Source organism: Paenibacillus sp. MDV22-iso6, assembly GCF_058408365.1.
In genome coordinates this window covers 250,215-266,190 of the sequence record NZ_JBZVDZ010000007.1, presented here as the reverse complement: position 1 = coordinate 266,190, position 15,976 = coordinate 250,215, and the positions used below count along the sequence as shown (strand labels likewise).

Genomic DNA, 15,976 nt, shown 5'->3' with positions numbered 1-15,976 from the left:
AGGTAGGGAGTGGATTTGCGTTGTCATTGTACGTCATGAAATTTGGGGGCAGCTCGGTCGGAGATACAGAGCGCATGAAGCGTGTAGCCGGACGTGTTGTAGAAAAAGCGGATGAAGGACATCAGTGTGTAGTCGTGGTTTCGGCCATGGGGGATACCACGGATGATCTGATTGATCAGGCGAAACAGCTGAACACTGAACTGCCTGCACGTGAGATGGATATGCTTTTGACTACGGGAGAACAGATCTCGATTTCATTGTTATCCATGGCGATTCAGGCGCTGGGACGCAAAGCCATCTCATTTACAGGCTGGCAAGCGGGATTCCGGACAGAGGCGGTACACGGCAAAGCGCGGATTAACGATATTCATCCGGAACGGGTGAATCAGGCGTTGGCAGAAGGCAACATTGTAATCGTTGCTGGCTTCCAGGGAATGACGGAAGAAGGCGAGATTACGACGCTTGGCCGCGGCGGATCTGATACAACGGCAGTAGCCTTGGCAGCAGCCATCAAGGCTGACGCTTGCGAGATTTACACGGATGTAGACGGGATCTATTCCACCGATCCGCGTATCGTGAAGGTTGCACGCAAGCTTAAGGAAATTTCGTACGACGAGATGCTGGAACTGGCCAATCTGGGAGCAGCGGTATTGCATCCGCGTGCAGTTGAATACGCGAAGCATTCCGGTGTGCCTTTGATTGTAAGATCCAGCTTTAACCATAATGAAGGAACGGTTGTGAAGGAGGAAGCAACAATGGAACAAGGCGTGGTAGTTAGTGGAATTGCCTATGACAAAAATGTGGCTCGCATCAGTATTCTGGGTGTACCAGACGTACCGGGGGTTCTCGCTGAAGTATTTGGTGCCCTTGCATCAGAACAGCTGGATGTTGACATTATCGTTCAGAGCGGTGTGATGGACGGTAAAGCAGACTTCTCGTTCTCTGTTGCGCTGACTGATCGGGAGAACGCACTGCGTGTCATTGAAGCACTTCATAGCCGCCTGCCTTACCGTGAAGTTACTTCCGAAGAAAACCTTGTTAAAGTCTCGATCGTTGGTGCAGGCATGGTTAGCCATCCGGGTGTTGCTGCGAAGATGTTCAAAGTCATCTCGGGCGAAGGCGTTAGCATTAAGATGGTCAGCACTTCCGAAATCAAGGTATCTTGTGTAATTGATGGAGAGAAGCTTCATGACGTAATTAAGGCGCTGCATACAGCATATGATTTGGATACGGCTGAGCAGGCCGTAATTGGCGGACCGCAAGTTCGCAGATAAAAAGCGGAAATTGTTAAGACACACCAAAGGTGTACTGTGTATTCCCATTCGGGATCGCAGTACACCTTTTTAGATTGTTCACAGCAATTTAAACAGCGGTTCCTTACGCGTTCCTCTGAATGGTTGCATCCGGTTCCCTTCACCCATCTCCGGAACGCAGTCCAGCAAGTTCAATTGGGTACAATACGTTACGTCATGCATCCTCCCTAACCTCTCCAGTCTTCGGCCACCAGCGGATACTCTAACCAGATCGGGTAATTTGTCCTCGGCATGAGTGGCAGCCTGATGGAGCGCCAGGCCCAGATCGTTCAGCATAATTGGGAAAGGGGATTGTCGGTATAGCTCCTCGATAATGCTGCCTGCACATAAACCATCTTCCAGCGCGAACTCATCCTGATCCCCGGCGCATAACAATAAGATATCCCGGCGCAGCTCGCACAGAACAGCCGCCACAGCTTTCACATTAAGGAATGAGCCTGCAAACACATGTCTAGCCTTGGATGCCTTAATCAGGGCGCGTGTTCCATCTGTTGTTGTCAGAATAATGGTTTTACCCGCAATATTCGGAGTCATATATTCATAGGGGGAATTGCCCACCTCGAATCCTGTGATTTTTTTATCAAAACGCTCCCCGCCACGAATGGCATCCTTCATGTTCAATTGTTTCGCTTGAGGAACAGTTTCTACAGCAATGACGTCTGCTGCATCGTATGCCAGTGCCGTAACAATCGTACTGGTTGTTCGCAATACATCGATTACAACCACACATCGTCCTGCAATATCCATTCTTCGAACTTCATTCACATTGCCTACCACATCGACTCGCACTCCCTACAACTCCTTTCTATATTTGAGGATAGTTGTTTCTGTCCTTTTTTATCCCGAAATGAATATCACCTGTCTGCAAGCACTATATGCACTTGGATCTAGACGGGTGCCTAGAACTGGAACAGTTGGCTGATCTATGATTTTTAACTCTCATCCCTATTTTGAAGAAAATGATAGATTTCAGCGTCATAAAATCAATGTACACACATAAACTTGAGATATGAACAAGCACCAGGAACGCAACAAAACCGAATTCAAGGTTGGAGGGGCCTATTCATGATGGTGAACTGGAAGGATATCTTTCCGGAACCGATTCGAACCATTCTGGGAAGAATGCCGCCCGCTTTATTAGATAAAGTGGAGGAAGTACGTATCCGTGAAGGAAGACCGCTGGAAATCAATGCAGGAGACACCTATCACTTCCTCACACCCCAGGGCAGTCCGACTTCGAAGCCTGATGAAGCCTATATTCCCTTAAAAGAGGTAACACACAGGCTGCTGGATCTGATCAGCAATCATTCGCTTTATACATTGGAAGAGGAACTGCGTAAAGGGTTCATCACCATTCCTGGCGGGCATCGAATCGGACTGGCTGGCCGGACGGTGTTAAGTGGAGGCCGCGTAGAATACTTGCGCGACATTAATGGATTTAATGTCAGGGTAGCCAGAGAGATTCACGGAGTCGCTGATCGCATTCTGCCTTATCTGCTGGACATGAAAAGTGGACAGGTCATGCACACCTTAATTCTTTCACCTCCGCAGCAAGGCAAGACCACATTACTGAGGGATCTGGCAAGACAGATTAGTAGTGGAACCAAACTTACGGGTGTCAATGAACTTGTTCAGGCCATACGTCCACGTTTAAAGGTTGGCATCGTTGATGAGCGGTCCGAAATCGCTGGAAGTTACAAGGGCGTACCTGGATTTGATGTGGGACCTCGCACCGATGTCATGGACGGTTGTCCAAAGGCTGAGGGAATGATGATGATGCTTCGCTCCATGTCTCCCGATGTCCTGATCGTGGACGAGATAGGCCGACCGGAAGATGCGGAGGCGGTGATGGAAGCACTTCACGCAGGCGTATCTGTCATCGCTACTGCGCATGGTCGTGATCTGGCTGAGCTTTCTTCCAGACCTGCGCTGAGAACCCTGATCGTCGAGCAGATGTTCCAACGCTATGTACAGCTGCAACGGACGAGCCGGGGCATGACCTTTCGATTGGCCGATGGCAAAATGCGTGGAATCCAGCAGACAGAAGTGGGAGGTGAGGCCTTTGGTTAACATGCTCGGTGCAGTCATCATTCTGCTGGCCAGTACCCTAGCCGGATTCTACAAGGCAAGGCAGTATGCCTTGAGGCCAAGACAACTGCGAGAGTTAATCGCGGCTCTCCAGCGGTTGATGACAGAGATTAACTACGGGCTGACCCCGTTACCTGATGCCATGGGAAAAATGGGAGCCCAGACAAAAGAGCCTGTTCGGACGCTGTTTCTCCACGCAGCCAGGCAAATGGAACCACCTCATGGACATACTGCTCGTGAGAGTCTTCAGTCTGGTATAGAAGAGGCGTGGGGAAGATCAGCCATGAAGGCGGACGAGCGGGAAGTCATGCTGCAATTGAGCTTCAGCCTTGGCACAAGCGATCGTCAGGATCAGACCAAGCACATCTCGTTAGCCATTCAGCAACTTATGCATGAGGAATCCCGTGCCCAAGCCGATCAAATGAAATATGAACGAATGTGCCGCAGTCTCGGGATGCTTGTCGGAGCGTTAATCGTCATTCTGATCTTCTGAAATAGCCGGGATAGTGAGGTGCCAAGGTCATGAATTTAGAAGTGAACGCAATCTTTCAAATTGCGGGCATCGGAATCATCATTGCAATGATTCATACGGTGCTGAAACAAATGGGAAAGGAAGATATGGCTCACTGGGTGACCGTGATCGGATTTGTCGTTGTATTGTTCATGGTGGTCCGAATGCTGGACAGCCTGCTGCAAGAGATCAAATCGATATTTCTTTTTCAATGAAAACGGTCATGAAGCCGGGATGGTGGTGACCTGTGGAAATTATCCAAGTTGTAGGTCTGGCGCTCATCGCAACGGTTCTCATTCTAGTTATCAAAGAACAGAAGCCCATGTTCGCTTTTCTGATTGCTGCTGCCACAGGCATCGTGATCTTCATGCTACTGATTGGCAAGATTGGCGCGGTGATCGAAGTGTTGAAACGGCTTGCCGAGAATTCAGGCATGGAGAGCATTTATCTGAAAACTGTACTGAAAATTATAGGCATAGCGTACATTGCTGAATTCGGAGCACAGATTGTCAGGGATGCAGGCCAGGAGAGCATTGCTTCCAAGATTGAACTTGCTGGCAAGGTGCTGATCCTTGTACTCGCGATACCGATCATCAGCATTATTATCGAAACCGTCATGAAGCTGATGCCGGTGTAGAGGGAGGCGTGCGGACTTCATATGAAAATGATGCATCACAAGCCGCAGTGGCGCCTTACCTTCGTGCTGACGCTGTGTTTTCTGTTTGGAATCATGGGACAGGTATTCGCCGGTTCTCCCTCGGGAGAGTGGATGCAGCAGCAGGCTGACCAGCTTCCCAAGGATCAGGTGGAAAAATATTGGGACCAACTCATGCAACAATACGGTGGTTTTTTCCCGGAAGGAAAAACGCCTTCCTTTATGGATATGTTAATGCCTGGCAATGAAGGGTTCAGCCTGAAATCGGTGTTTATAGCGATTGGGACCTTCATGCTGCATGAGATTTTATATAACGGCAAACTTCTGGTCACGATTGTGATGCTGAGTGTGCTGAGTATGATTTTGGAGACGTTACAGACCGCTTTTGAGAAAAACAATATTAGCAAAATCGCGTACTCCATCTGTTACATGGTCATTATTATCATCGCCATAAACAGCTTCAGTGTTGCGATTGGATACGCCAAGGATGCCATAGCGAGCATGATCAACTTTATGATGGCCATGGTGCCCCTGTTGTTTACACTGCTGGCTTCAATGGGAAATGTCATTACCGTTTCTGTGACCCATCCGCTTATCATTTTCATGATTCATCTGGTTGGTACATTGATTCATATGCTGGTGTTCCCATTACTCTTTTTCTCAGCCGTATTACATCTCGTCAGTTCCTTGTCCGACAAGTACAAGCTTACACAGCTGGCAGACCTGTTACGGAACATTAGTGTGGCTCTACTCGGAATACTGCTCACGATGTTCCTGGGCGTAATTTCGGTGCAGGGGGCATCGGGCTCCGTGGCAGATGGTGTCAGTCTGAAAGCAGCGAAGTACATCGCAGGCAACTTTGTCCCCATTGTCGGCAGAACGTTTGCGGATGCAACGGACACAGTTATCACAGCGTCACTGCTGGTGAAAAATGCAATCGGACTAACGGGTGTCATCATCATCTTGTTTTTATGCGCGTTTCCTGCACTTAAAATTCTGACGCTAGCCCTGATCTACAACATAACTGGCGCGATCATGCAACCGCTAGGGGATACGCCGATTGTAGGATGTCTGCAGGCGATAGGTAAAAGCATGATTTACGTATTTGCGGCACTAGCAGCCGTCGGACTGATGTTTTTTCTGGCAATCACAATCTTGCTAACCGCAGGCAATCTGACCGTCATGATGAGATGAGGGGATGCTCGAGAGAAAGGGGCTGGAAGGATGGGGTGGCTGAGCAGCTGGCTCCGGGAATTGATCATGATCGTTCTGCTGGCGACTTTCGTGGATATGCTGTTGCCCAATCGATCCATGGAACGCTATGTCAAGCTTGTGCTGAGCCTTCTTATCCTGCTGACCCTGTTATCGCCCATAACGAAGCTCTTGAAAAGTGATCCGGTTGGCGAGCTTAAGCGAGTGATGACCGCCATGGATTCGCCATCGGATGGAAATGTAACACTTGAACAGATTTTGGCTCAGGGCAAGCGGCTGCAATCCAATGAACAGGAACAATCCCTGCAATGGACAGCCAAAGAACTGGCTAACGTAATGAAAGGGCAAATTGAAGAAACAACCGGGGAGAGAGTGCAGTCTGTCGAGGTAAAGCTCGCCATGGATACAAGCCAGCCGGAGACGGATTTGGCCTCTTCGGTGGAACTTCCAGTGATCCAGTATGTTTTGGTGGAGATGTCGGGTGAGACAGCAGCCGGGAAAGTCAACTCCAATACATCTCAACAGGAAGCGGGGGGAGCTACAAAACCGATATTCGGCTCTGACCCGGAATCCGAAGCCACTGAATCACCTCCAGTAAAGGAGCCAATCGAGATTGGTCAGATTGAGGTCCCGGAAGTACAGATCGAAGTGGAAAGTGGCAGCAATCGTGAAAGTAGCGTGGGCAATGGTAACTCTGACGAGCCGCAAAATGGACAGGAAGCTGACTCCACACCTGTGTCGGGTGAGCTAGCAGAGACAAACTCTCAGCAAGGACAGACGTCCTCCCGATCTGAACGAGCGGTACAAATTATTACGCTGTTGACAGAGAAGTGGGATATTGATGCAAACAAAGTACAGGTGAAAGAAAAGAAAAGTGCTTCGGCGCTGTAAGAAGGAGGGTATCCGATGAGGCAATGGCTCAAAAAGATGGAAAGCTGGTTCGGCGGAGGAGAAGGTGGGCAACGGCGTAGTCAAACCTTTCGCTGGCTGATTATTCTTGGTTTGATCGGAGTCGGAATTATGCTGTTCAACTCTTTCGTCAATGTCAAAAAGATTGATTCCGAAAATATCGGTCGCGAGCCTCCTGATCCGGCTACATCCATGGCATCCATACAGACGGATCCGACGGATCAGAATCCATTTCAGGCGATAGAGATCGCATTTGAGGACAAGATCAAGGGTGTGCTGGAAAATATCGTTGGAGTGGGAACTGTTGATGTGATGGTTACCGTGGATTCTACAGAGGAGCTTGTTGTACAGCGTAATGTGAAGGATTCGCAGCAGCTCACGGAAGAAACGGATGCAAACGGGGGCAAGCGACATATGACGCAATATACCCGGGATGGTGAGATTATTACGTATGAAATATCAGGGGATCAGACACCGATTGTCACGAAAAAGCTCAAACCGCAGATCCGGGGCGTGCTTGTCGTTGCCAGAGGTGCAGAGAACAAGGTTGTGAAGGACCTGATTACAGATGCTGTGGAAAAAGGACTGAATGTTGCGGCCTACCGAATTTCGGTTGTTCCGCGCAAGCAGGATTAGTCCGGAACCATGAATCAAAAGATTTGATTGTCATAAGAATGAAGCCAATTCGAGGAGGAAGTTCTAATGAATAACAAACGTCAAACGGTATGGCTCGTATCCATGCTGAGTCTGATGGTCATTTTGTCCGCCTACTACCTGTTCACTGAAGATTCCGGTCCGGTTAATACGCCTGTAGCTGACAGCACGCAGGTGGATGGTATGAAGCAGGGAGAAGCGAAGGAAACGGCTGGAATCCTTGATCCAACAGAAGGTTTGGTTGTGAATGAAGTGGTGAATGGCGGCGAAGTTACAGGAACTGAAGGAGAGCAAGCGGCAACTGAATCTGTTGATAATCCTGCGGTTGTAGACGGTAAAGAAGCTGGAGACACCGAGAAATCACCAGCTGCGGAATCGGGAGAGAAACAAGGTGAAGCGGGTAAAGGCAGCGAGAAAGGGACAGACAAAGGCGCAGCAACCACTCCTGAGACAAATACCGGAACAGAAGGCAGTGCGACGAAAACAGATGAGGACGTCCTCAAGGAGATGGAGGAGCAGAATACGGCGGCGTCCGCGAGCAGCCAGTTCCAGAACTACCAGTGGCAGCGTGAGGAAAGTAACAATCGCAAGTATGAAGAACTCATGACCGTTGCAGGCGATCTGAGCAAAACTCCAGAAGAAAATGCCAAAGCAACAGAGCAGCTTCGTACGCTGGAAGAAAAAGAAGCCAAAATCAATGGTATTGAAGAAACCCTGTCGCAGCAGTTTGCCAATGCCATCGTTCAAGAGGAATCCGACAAGTATAAAGTCGTTGTTCTCAGTGACAAATTGGATGTAAAACAGGCGGTTTCCATTGTGGATCTGGTTATGAAAGAACTGGCTGTATCCCAAAATAAAATCAGCGTGCAATATGTGACAGAACAGTAATCTAAAATATGGAAAAGTAGCCCCGAGAGCTGGATTAGATCTCGGGCTCTTTCCATTTTTAATGATTATGATATAATACATAAAGCCATATGACCGTCCTAGTGAGACTGGCATGATGCCGAAGGAGTGAATAATGGAAATGTTTAAATTGAGTGAGATCAAAGAGCTGATCAAACTGGTAGATGAAAGTTCCGTTCAAGAGTTGGAAATTGAAAACGAAGGATCACGGTTGTCGATTCGCAAACCGGGTAAAACCGAATATGTTCAGGCAGCTGCTATTCAACCGCAAATGATTGCTGCACCACAGGTGCAACCGGCTGCAGTTGTAGCTGAGGCTGCTCCGCAAGTCGATACTACAAGTCATTTACATAAAATTGTATCTCCGATGGTGGGTACTTTTTACAGAGCTTCCTCGCCGGAAGCAGGTCCTTTTGTAAGCGCTGGTGATAAAGTTGTTGAGAAAACAACGGTATGTATCATTGAGGCGATGAAGCTGATGAACGAGCTTGATGCTGACATCAAGGGAGAAATCGTTGAAGTGCTGGTTGAGAACGGACAGCTGGTTGAGTATGGACAACCCCTGTTCCTGGTGAAACCGGAATAACGGTTATAGCCGCATAACGGCAACTGCATGAGCTTCGAAGGAGGACAATAACGAAATGAAATTTCAAAAAATACTGATTGCGAACCGTGGCGAAATTGCGGTACGTATTATTCGTGCCTGTCGTGAAATCGGCATTTCGACGGTAGCAGTCTATTCGGAAGCGGATAAAGACTCACTGCATGTTCGTCTTGCAGATGAAGCGTATTGTATCGGGCCTACACTTTCGAAAGACAGTTATCTAAACTTCACAAATCTGATGAGTGTAGCTACACTGACGGAATGTGATGCGATCCACCCAGGCTATGGATTCCTGGCAGAGAACGCTGATTTTGCAGAAATCTGTGGTTCCTGCAATATTACGTTCATCGGCCCTTCTCCGGAAGCCATTACCAAAATGGGTGATAAGGCTGTTGCCAAACAAACGATGAAGGATGCAGGTGTACCTGTAATTCCGGGATCCGACGGTTTGGTTGAAAATATGAATGAAGCCATTATGATTGCTAGAGATATTGGATATCCTGTCATTATCAAAGCTACTGCTGGTGGTGGAGGAAAAGGGATTCGTATTGCTGAAGATGAAGAGACGTTGATCAAACAAATTACAGCTGCCCAGCAGGAAGCACAGAAAGCTTTCGGCAATGCCGGAGTATATCTGGAGAAATTCCTGACAGGCATGAAGCACGTGGAGATTCAGATCATTGCAGACAAACATGGAAATGCAGTGCATCTGGGCGAGCGTGATTGTTCCGTTCAGCGTCGACGTCAAAAGCTCGTGGAAGAAGCACCTTGTCCTATCATCTCTGAAGAAGTGCGTACATTGATGGGAGATGCCGCAGTACGGGCAGCGCTTGCCGTGAATTACTCGGGAGCAGGTACACTTGAGTTCTTGCTCAGCCCTAACGGTGAATTCTATTTCATGGAAATGAATACACGTATTCAGGTAGAACACCCTGTAACGGAAATGGTTACAGGAGTGGATCTGATCCGCGAAATGATCTCGGTAGCTGAAGGCAATCCGCTTTCTTTCCGTCAGGAAGATGTTGTGATCAATGGCTGGTCCATTGAGTGCCGTATCAATGCAGAAGATCCAGACCGTAACTTTATGCCGTCACCAGGCAAAATTGGTTTCTACCTTGCACCAGGAGGACCGGGTGTACGTGTAGATAGTGCAGCTTATCCGGGCTACACGATCTCTCCTTATTACGACTCCATGATCGCTAAATTGATCGTATGGGGAGCAAACCGGGAAGAGGCCATCGCGAAGATGAAGCGTGCATTGGCTGAGTTTGCGATTGAAGGCATCTCCACAACGATTCCTTTTCATCAGAAATTGCTGGAGCATCCAACGTTCGTTCGGGGTGACTTTGATATCAAATTTCTTGAGGAAAATGAGATTTAAAAGGTATATTGGGCTTGTTTGTCATAATGTAGCCCAAATGATATAGTATGTAATAATAAGAGCGCATGTCTCCTGCAGAGGATAAGCCGCCGCACATACGCGGATGAAGGGTTGCAGGAGTTCCGGTAAAGCCGGACCGGAAGGGTTCTGAAGGCCAGATTGGCCTGAGCGCCAGCGCCCTGACGGATGGCCGCAAACTTATTTCGCGAAAGGTGTGTTGAACAGTTATGAGTACACTGCCGACAGAATTTGAACGAACGGATATCGGTGAAATCCAGATCGCACCTGAAGTTATTGAAGTGATTGCTGGACTGGCTACAGTTGAAGTCAAAGGTGTTGCAGGCATGAGCGGCGGATTCGCTGGTGGATTTGCTGAATTGCTTGGTCGCAAAAACCTTTCCAAGGGCGTTAAGGTTGAAGTAGGTCAGCGTGAAGCTGCTGTGGATGTTTCCGTTATTATTGAATATGGTTACCGTCTGCCACAGGTGGCTACTGAAATTCAACAGAACGTGAAGCGCTCCATCGAGAACATGACAGGATTGAATGTGAATGAAGTTAATGTGCACATTCATGACGTTCAGTTCAAGAGCACCGAGAAAGTTGAAGAAATTGACCTGAACAGTCAGCGCGTAAAATAAAAGAAGACAGATTCCCCCGGCATCACTGCCGGGGGTTATCCCGTCTTGGACAGGTCTTCATAAAAAGCGGAAGCTTGCACCGGAGGATCATCCTTTTGCCAAAGGGCAGGTTAAGCCATGTTAGTGAGCAAGGGAGGCTGTGCAGTTCGTGGCTAAAATACTGGATCGGCTTCTGTTGTTTATATACAGCATAAGCGTTGGAGCAATATCGGCAGCAGTCATACTTCTTATCAGTGGTGTGCTGCCTTACGAATTGAATTACCAGCAGGAACAAAACGTCATTATTGCGGCGGTTGTTGCCGCAGCGATTTTGTTTATCCTGAGTTTGCGATTTTTCTACATCTCCGTTCGGCGTGATCGTGCTTCATTGCCGTCTGTAGATCAACGTACCGAGTATGGTGATGTGCAGATTTCGATGGAAACGATTGAAAATCTCTGTCTCAAAGCGACTTCCCGTTTCCGGGGAGTACGTGATGTCAAAGCTCGTATTCGTGTGGTTGAATCTGGACTGGAAATTATGATTCGCGCTGTAGTGGATGGCGAGACGCCAATCCCGACGCTGACAGCCGATCTGCAGAAGGCAATACATGATCATGTACATGAGATTACGGGTATCCCGGTTTCTTTTGTCACCGTGTATATTGCCAACGTTACCCAGTCGCCTAACTACAAGAGTCGAGTGGAATGAGGTGAGTTTCACTGATGCTGTGGAGAGAGATTTGGGATAGTCACAGAGGCCGAATTACCGGAATTGTCGGCGGCATCTTTTTTGGATTTCTTTATGTATGGATCGGTTTTTGGGATATGTTGTTCTTTGCACTCTTGGTGTTCATAGGTTATACGTTAGGCAGACGAAGCGACTCGAAGCTGGGCTCGTTCATTCCCTGGAGGGAATGGGGGCAATGGCTCGGCGATCGCTGGCGTCCCTTTAAGTGAGCCACCTGAACCCTGCAATATGTTTCTTCCGAAAATAGAGCTGTAGTTTAGGTTGCCCGTTTTTTGGAGGAAACGATTGCAGGTTTTTTTGTGAAAAGGGATAACAATATAATAAGATCTCTGATTCCATCAAAGATTTTATATTTTAAAATAAGCATGATGACGCTCCACAGGGAGCGCTGCAGGAGGCAGGACATGAAAAGACGTTTGGCAAGGGAAATTGCAGTACAAAGTCTGTATCAGATGGAAATGAATGAAGTGGGCGCAGCTGAAGCCGTGAATATGTTGATTAATGAAGCCGCTGAAGACAATGAAACCGAAGTGGTTATTCATGATGCAGATGTAATGCGTACCTACGTGACCGAAATGGTACAGGGCGCATGGAACAATAAAGAAGCGATTGACGGATTACTGGTCGATTATTTGAAAGGCTGGCAGATTAGCCGTCTGTCACGTGTAGACCGCCAGATCCTACGGCTTTCAACGTATGAAATGGTGTTCCGTGATGATATTCCGGCAAAAGTATCCGTCAATGAAGCGATTGAATTGTCCAAGTATTTTGGTACAGATGAATCCGGTAAGTTCGTAAACGGCGTACTTGGGCGCATGATTCAGGAAGTCAGCACCATTAAAGCAAAACTGTCTTAATTTTGTGAGTCACTTAATTATATGTTCACATAAGGGAGAGAGAGTACAATGACAGCATCTATTATTAACGGTAAAGAAGTATCCCAAGAGATCCGCGCAAGCATGACGACAGAAGTAAAACAGCTTAGCGAACAGGGAGTAGTACCTGGTCTGGCTGTTGTGCTCGTCGGGGAAGATCCGGCATCCCAAGTATATGTGCGTAATAAAGAAAAAGCATGTCACGACCTCGGTTTCTATTCCGAAGTTCATCGTCTGGATGCAAGCACCTCCCAAGAGGATCTGCTCGCGCTGGTGGACAAGCTGAACAAACAGGAATCCATTAACGGAATTTTGGTTCAGCTCCCATTGCCGAAGCATATCGAAGAGAAAGCGGTTATCGATGCGATCGCCGTGGACAAAGATGTGGATGGATTCCATCCGGTTAATGTGGGGAACCTCGTCATTGGTGACGATAGTCTGTTGCCATGCACCCCTGCGGGCGTGATCGAGCTGATCAAGCGTACCGGTCTTGAAATGTCAGGCAAACATGCCGTAGTCATCGGACGCAGCAACATTGTCGGCAAACCGGTATCCTTGCTGCTTCAACGTGAGAACGCAACGGTAACGATGTGTCATTCCCGTACAGCGAACATGAAAGAGATTACGCGTCAGGCAGATATTCTTGTGGTTGCTATCGGACGTGCAAACTTTGTGGATGCCGATTTCGTCAAACCGGGTGCCGTTGTGATCGATGTGGGGATGAACCGTCTGGATAACGGAAAACTGGCAGGAGATGTAGATTTCGAGAGCGTGAAGACGGTATCTGGCCCAATTACTCCGGTTCCTGGAGGCGTTGGCCCAATGACAATCACTATGTTAATGCAAAATACACTGATCGCGGCCAAACGCGCTCACGGATTGGCCTAGGTCGAATCTGTGGCAGATCAAAAGATCTATTCCATCAAAGACCTGAACCGATACATCCGGATGAAGCTAGAATCGGATCAGGTACTGTCGGATGTATGGCTGCGCGGAGAGATCTCCAATTTTACACATCACTCCAGCGGTCATATGTATTTTACATTGAAGGATAAGGACAGCCGAATTAAGTCCATTATGTTTGCTTCCCATAATCAACGATTGCCCTTTGTACCGAAGGAGGGTGCAAGGGTTATTGCTCGTGGTAATGTCTCGGTGTATGAGCGGGATGGACAATATCAATTCTACGCTACACACATGCAACCGGACGGTATTGGAAGTCTGTACTTGGCCTATGAGCAGCTGAAAAAAAAGCTGGAGGACGAGGGACTGTTCTCTACATCACGGAAAAGGCAGATTCCCCGTTTTCCACAGACGATTGGTGTGGTAACCTCACCTACAGGTGCAGCGGTAAGGGATATCATGATTACATTGCAACGCAGATATCCTTCTGCCCAAGTGATTTTGTATCCTGTACTCGTTCAAGGTAAAGGTGCGGCTCCTTCCATTGTGAAGGCCATCAACAACCTGAACCGAATGGGTGAAGCCGATGTGCTGATTGTAGGACGAGGCGGCGGATCACTGGAAGAGTTATGGGCTTTTAATGAGGAGATCGTGGCAAGAGCGATTGTGGGTTCGGCCATTCCAGTGATTTCAGCCGTTGGGCATGAAACGGATTTTACGATTGCCGATTTTGCTGCTGATCTACGTGCGGCAACACCTACGGCTGCTGCCGAACTGGCAGTACCCAATCGAGCTGAGCTGCTTGATCAGATCGCTCAGCGCCAGCGTCAGCTTCAGCACAGTTTACGTCAGCGTGCTGTTCATAATCGGGAGCGACTGGCCAGATTGCAACGCTCACCTGTGCTTGTGCATCCCAGACGTACCTTAATGCAGCATACGGAGCGACTGGATATGCTGCAACAACGTCTTCTGCGAACTGTAGATACACGTATGAAATGGACAACCGAGAAACAGGAGCGTTTGCGTGCAGCGCTGCAGCGATTCAATCCTCGTGAACAGGTGAATGCAGCAAGACGGGAGAATGCATCGGCCCGGCGTCAACTGGAGGTTGCAATCCGATCCATTGCGAGAGCGAAGCAGCAGCAGTGGAAATCATCGGTACGTCATTTGGATGCGCTTAGCCCGCTCAAAGTTATGTCACGCGGATATAGCCTTGTCTATGACGAACAGGAGCAACGATTGATCAAATCGATGAAGGATGTACAGCCTGGAGATTCGATAAAGATTAAATTAACAGACGGACAGTTGGACTGTCAGGTTTGGGGAATGAAGGAGGACGACAATACCCATGGCGAATGAACCGGAATTGAATTTTGAAGAGGCAATGGCGGCATTGGAAGACATCGTAGGTCACCTTGAGCATGGTGATGTTCCACTGGAACAGGCCATCGATTTGTTTCAGCGCGGAATGAAACTTTCTCAACTTTGTGGTTTGAAGTTGGAACAAGTGGAACGTAAGATCGAGATGATCGTAGAAGAGGATGGGGAACTTCGCAAGAAACCGTTCGGCGCTGCCGTCGACGAAAGTGGTGAAGTCAATGAGTAATCGTCCTTCGTTTGAAACGTATCTTGAGGAAGTCACAGCTGAGGTGACGGGAGAGTTGAAGCAGACTCTTCCTGTTCACTGGGATGTGCCTCAGTCACTGGCTGACGCGATGCAGTATTCACTTATGGCCGGGGGCAAACGCCTTCGTCCACTTCTGGTCGTTGCTGCGGCGGAAGCCTTCGGTGCACAGCGTACAGCTGCATTACCGGTAGCCTGCGCCGTGGAGATGGTTCATACGTATTCGTTGATCCACGATGACCTGCCTGCCATGGATAATGACGACTATCGCAGGGGAAAATTAACGAATCACAAAGTATTTGGTGAAGCGACAGCTATATTGGCTGGCGATGCACTTTTAACGCATGCTTTTTATAGTATTGTTCAGGCAGGTCGTCGCAGCGGCGTGTCAGCAGACGCATTGTTGTCCATTGTGGAGGAATTGTCTGAACTGGCTGGGGCAAGAGGCATGGTTGGCGGACAAGTGGCTGATATGGAAGGCGAGCAGGGCATGACAGATCTTGCCCAATTGCAATATATTCATCTGCACAAGACCGGAGATTTAATTGTGTTTTCTCTCATTGCGGGCGCACGTATTGGTGGTGCGACAGACGGACAGTTGGAGGCGCTGCGCGTATTTGGCAGAGACCTGGGGCTGGCTTTCCAGATTCAGGACGATATTCTAGATCTGACGGGTGACGAGCAGAAAATGGGCAAGAAGACGCAAAGTGATGTGAATCAGCAAAAGGTCACATACCCTTATTTTATTGGTATGGATGCCTCTCTTCAAGAGGTGAAGTCCCTCACGCAATCTGCGAAAGATGCACTTGGCAGAGCGGAGTTACCTGACCCTTCCAGACTGATGGAGATCGCAGATTATCTGATGAGTCGAGATCATTAGTTTCAGTTGAGCGTCACTGTTTCAAATCACCCAGAATCGTGTAATCAATTTAATGTGCTTTTTCTGGGCTTCATGAAGAAAGTCTGTTCCAAGTGG

The 15,976-nt window shown here is 48.4% G+C and carries 20 protein-coding genes; 19 read left to right on the top strand and 1 reads right to left on the bottom strand.

The window, feature by feature from the left end; genetic code table 11:
• Positions 1–20: 20 nt before the first annotated feature.
• The gene (locus AC4PM4_RS20805; RefSeq protein WP_491614471.1) at positions 21–1,274 is read left to right on the top strand and encodes an aspartate kinase; all 1,254 of its coding nucleotides are present in this window, start codon (positions 21–23) and stop codon (positions 1,272–1,274) included.
• 78 nt (positions 1,275–1,352) lie between these two features.
• On the opposite strand, the gene AC4PM4_RS20800 is transcribed toward AC4PM4_RS20805, so the two are convergent.
• Positions 1,353–2,102, bottom strand: a complete 750-nt coding sequence (locus tag AC4PM4_RS20800; RefSeq protein ID WP_079694118.1) for a 2-phosphosulfolactate phosphatase — start codon at positions 2,100–2,102, stop codon at positions 1,353–1,355.
• A gap of 276 nt (positions 2,103–2,378) precedes the next feature.
• Here AC4PM4_RS20800 and spoIIIAA point away from each other — a divergent pair, with 276 nt between their 5' ends.
• The 18 genes from spoIIIAA (at position 2,379) to AC4PM4_RS20710 (ending at position 15,880) form a co-directional block, all read left to right on the top strand.
• A complete protein-coding gene (spoIIIAA, locus tag AC4PM4_RS20795; protein ID WP_491614470.1) occupies positions 2,379–3,383 on the top strand; it encodes a stage III sporulation protein AA in 1,005 nt (334 codons plus the stop codon).
• On the top strand, positions 3,376–3,894 hold the full coding sequence (spoIIIAB, locus tag AC4PM4_RS20790) for a stage III sporulation protein SpoIIIAB (RefSeq protein WP_063565694.1): 519 nt from the start codon (positions 3,376–3,378) through the stop codon (positions 3,892–3,894). Before spoIIIAA ends, spoIIIAB begins: the two co-directional genes overlap by 8 nt.
• Before the next feature lie 29 nt (positions 3,895–3,923).
• A complete protein-coding gene (spoIIIAC, locus tag AC4PM4_RS20785) occupies positions 3,924–4,127 on the top strand; it encodes a stage III sporulation protein AC (protein WP_017687585.1) in 204 nt (67 codons plus the stop codon).
• A gap of 32 nt (positions 4,128–4,159) precedes the next feature.
• Complete coding sequence (gene spoIIIAD, locus AC4PM4_RS20780) at positions 4,160–4,549, top strand: stage III sporulation protein AD (protein WP_017687586.1); 390 nt, start codon at positions 4,160–4,162, stop codon at positions 4,547–4,549.
• A gap of 21 nt (positions 4,550–4,570) precedes the next feature.
• Positions 4,571–5,761: a stage III sporulation protein AE gene (spoIIIAE, locus tag AC4PM4_RS20775; RefSeq protein ID WP_063565695.1), complete on the top strand. Its 1,191-nt coding sequence runs from the start codon at positions 4,571–4,573 to the stop codon at positions 5,759–5,761.
• 30 nt (positions 5,762–5,791) lie between these two features.
• Positions 5,792–6,670, top strand: a complete 879-nt coding sequence (spoIIIAF, locus tag AC4PM4_RS20770) for a stage III sporulation protein AF (RefSeq protein ID WP_491614469.1) — start codon at positions 5,792–5,794, stop codon at positions 6,668–6,670.
• A gap of 15 nt (positions 6,671–6,685) precedes the next feature.
• Positions 6,686–7,324 (top strand): stage III sporulation protein AG, encoded by a 639-nt coding sequence (gene spoIIIAG, locus AC4PM4_RS20765; protein ID WP_491614468.1) that lies wholly within the window; start codon positions 6,686–6,688, stop codon positions 7,322–7,324.
• Positions 7,325–7,390: 66 nt separating this feature from the next.
• The gene (locus AC4PM4_RS20760) at positions 7,391–8,230 is read left to right on the top strand and encodes a SpoIIIAH-like family protein (protein ID WP_063565698.1); all 840 of its coding nucleotides are present in this window, start codon (positions 7,391–7,393) and stop codon (positions 8,228–8,230) included.
• A gap of 139 nt (positions 8,231–8,369) precedes the next feature.
• Entirely contained in the window at positions 8,370–8,834 is a 465-nt protein-coding gene (gene accB, locus AC4PM4_RS20755) for an acetyl-CoA carboxylase biotin carboxyl carrier protein (RefSeq protein WP_063565765.1), read from the top strand.
• 55 nt (positions 8,835–8,889) lie between these two features.
• On the top strand, positions 8,890–10,233 hold the full coding sequence (gene accC / locus AC4PM4_RS20750; protein ID WP_063565699.1) for an acetyl-CoA carboxylase biotin carboxylase subunit: 1,344 nt from the start codon (positions 8,890–8,892) through the stop codon (positions 10,231–10,233).
• Between the two features lie 227 nt (positions 10,234–10,460).
• The gene (locus tag AC4PM4_RS20745) at positions 10,461–10,871 is read left to right on the top strand and encodes an Asp23/Gls24 family envelope stress response protein (RefSeq protein WP_024630996.1); all 411 of its coding nucleotides are present in this window, start codon (positions 10,461–10,463) and stop codon (positions 10,869–10,871) included.
• Between the two features lie 148 nt (positions 10,872–11,019).
• The gene (gene amaP / locus AC4PM4_RS20740) at positions 11,020–11,559 is read left to right on the top strand and encodes an alkaline shock response membrane anchor protein AmaP (protein WP_064636741.1); all 540 of its coding nucleotides are present in this window, start codon (positions 11,020–11,022) and stop codon (positions 11,557–11,559) included.
• 14 nt (positions 11,560–11,573) lie between these two features.
• Positions 11,574–11,807: a DUF2273 domain-containing protein gene (locus tag AC4PM4_RS20735; protein ID WP_053784412.1), complete on the top strand. Its 234-nt coding sequence runs from the start codon at positions 11,574–11,576 to the stop codon at positions 11,805–11,807.
• A gap of 195 nt (positions 11,808–12,002) precedes the next feature.
• Positions 12,003–12,455, top strand: a complete 453-nt coding sequence (gene nusB, locus AC4PM4_RS20730) for a transcription antitermination factor NusB (protein WP_063565701.1) — start codon at positions 12,003–12,005, stop codon at positions 12,453–12,455.
• Between the two features lie 48 nt (positions 12,456–12,503).
• The gene (gene folD / locus AC4PM4_RS20725) at positions 12,504–13,361 is read left to right on the top strand and encodes a bifunctional methylenetetrahydrofolate dehydrogenase/methenyltetrahydrofolate cyclohydrolase FolD (protein ID WP_053784414.1); all 858 of its coding nucleotides are present in this window, start codon (positions 12,504–12,506) and stop codon (positions 13,359–13,361) included.
• A gap of 9 nt (positions 13,362–13,370) precedes the next feature.
• Entirely contained in the window at positions 13,371–14,735 is a 1,365-nt protein-coding gene (xseA, locus tag AC4PM4_RS20720) for an exodeoxyribonuclease VII large subunit (RefSeq protein ID WP_072735304.1), read from the top strand.
• A complete protein-coding gene (gene xseB, locus AC4PM4_RS20715; RefSeq protein ID WP_491614467.1) occupies positions 14,725–14,982 on the top strand; it encodes an exodeoxyribonuclease VII small subunit in 258 nt (85 codons plus the stop codon). Before xseA ends, xseB begins: the two co-directional genes overlap by 11 nt.
• On the top strand, positions 14,975–15,880 hold the full coding sequence (locus AC4PM4_RS20710; RefSeq protein WP_079694113.1) for a polyprenyl synthetase family protein: 906 nt from the start codon (positions 14,975–14,977) through the stop codon (positions 15,878–15,880). Before xseB ends, AC4PM4_RS20710 begins: the two co-directional genes overlap by 8 nt.
• Positions 15,881–15,976 lie beyond the last annotated feature (96 nt).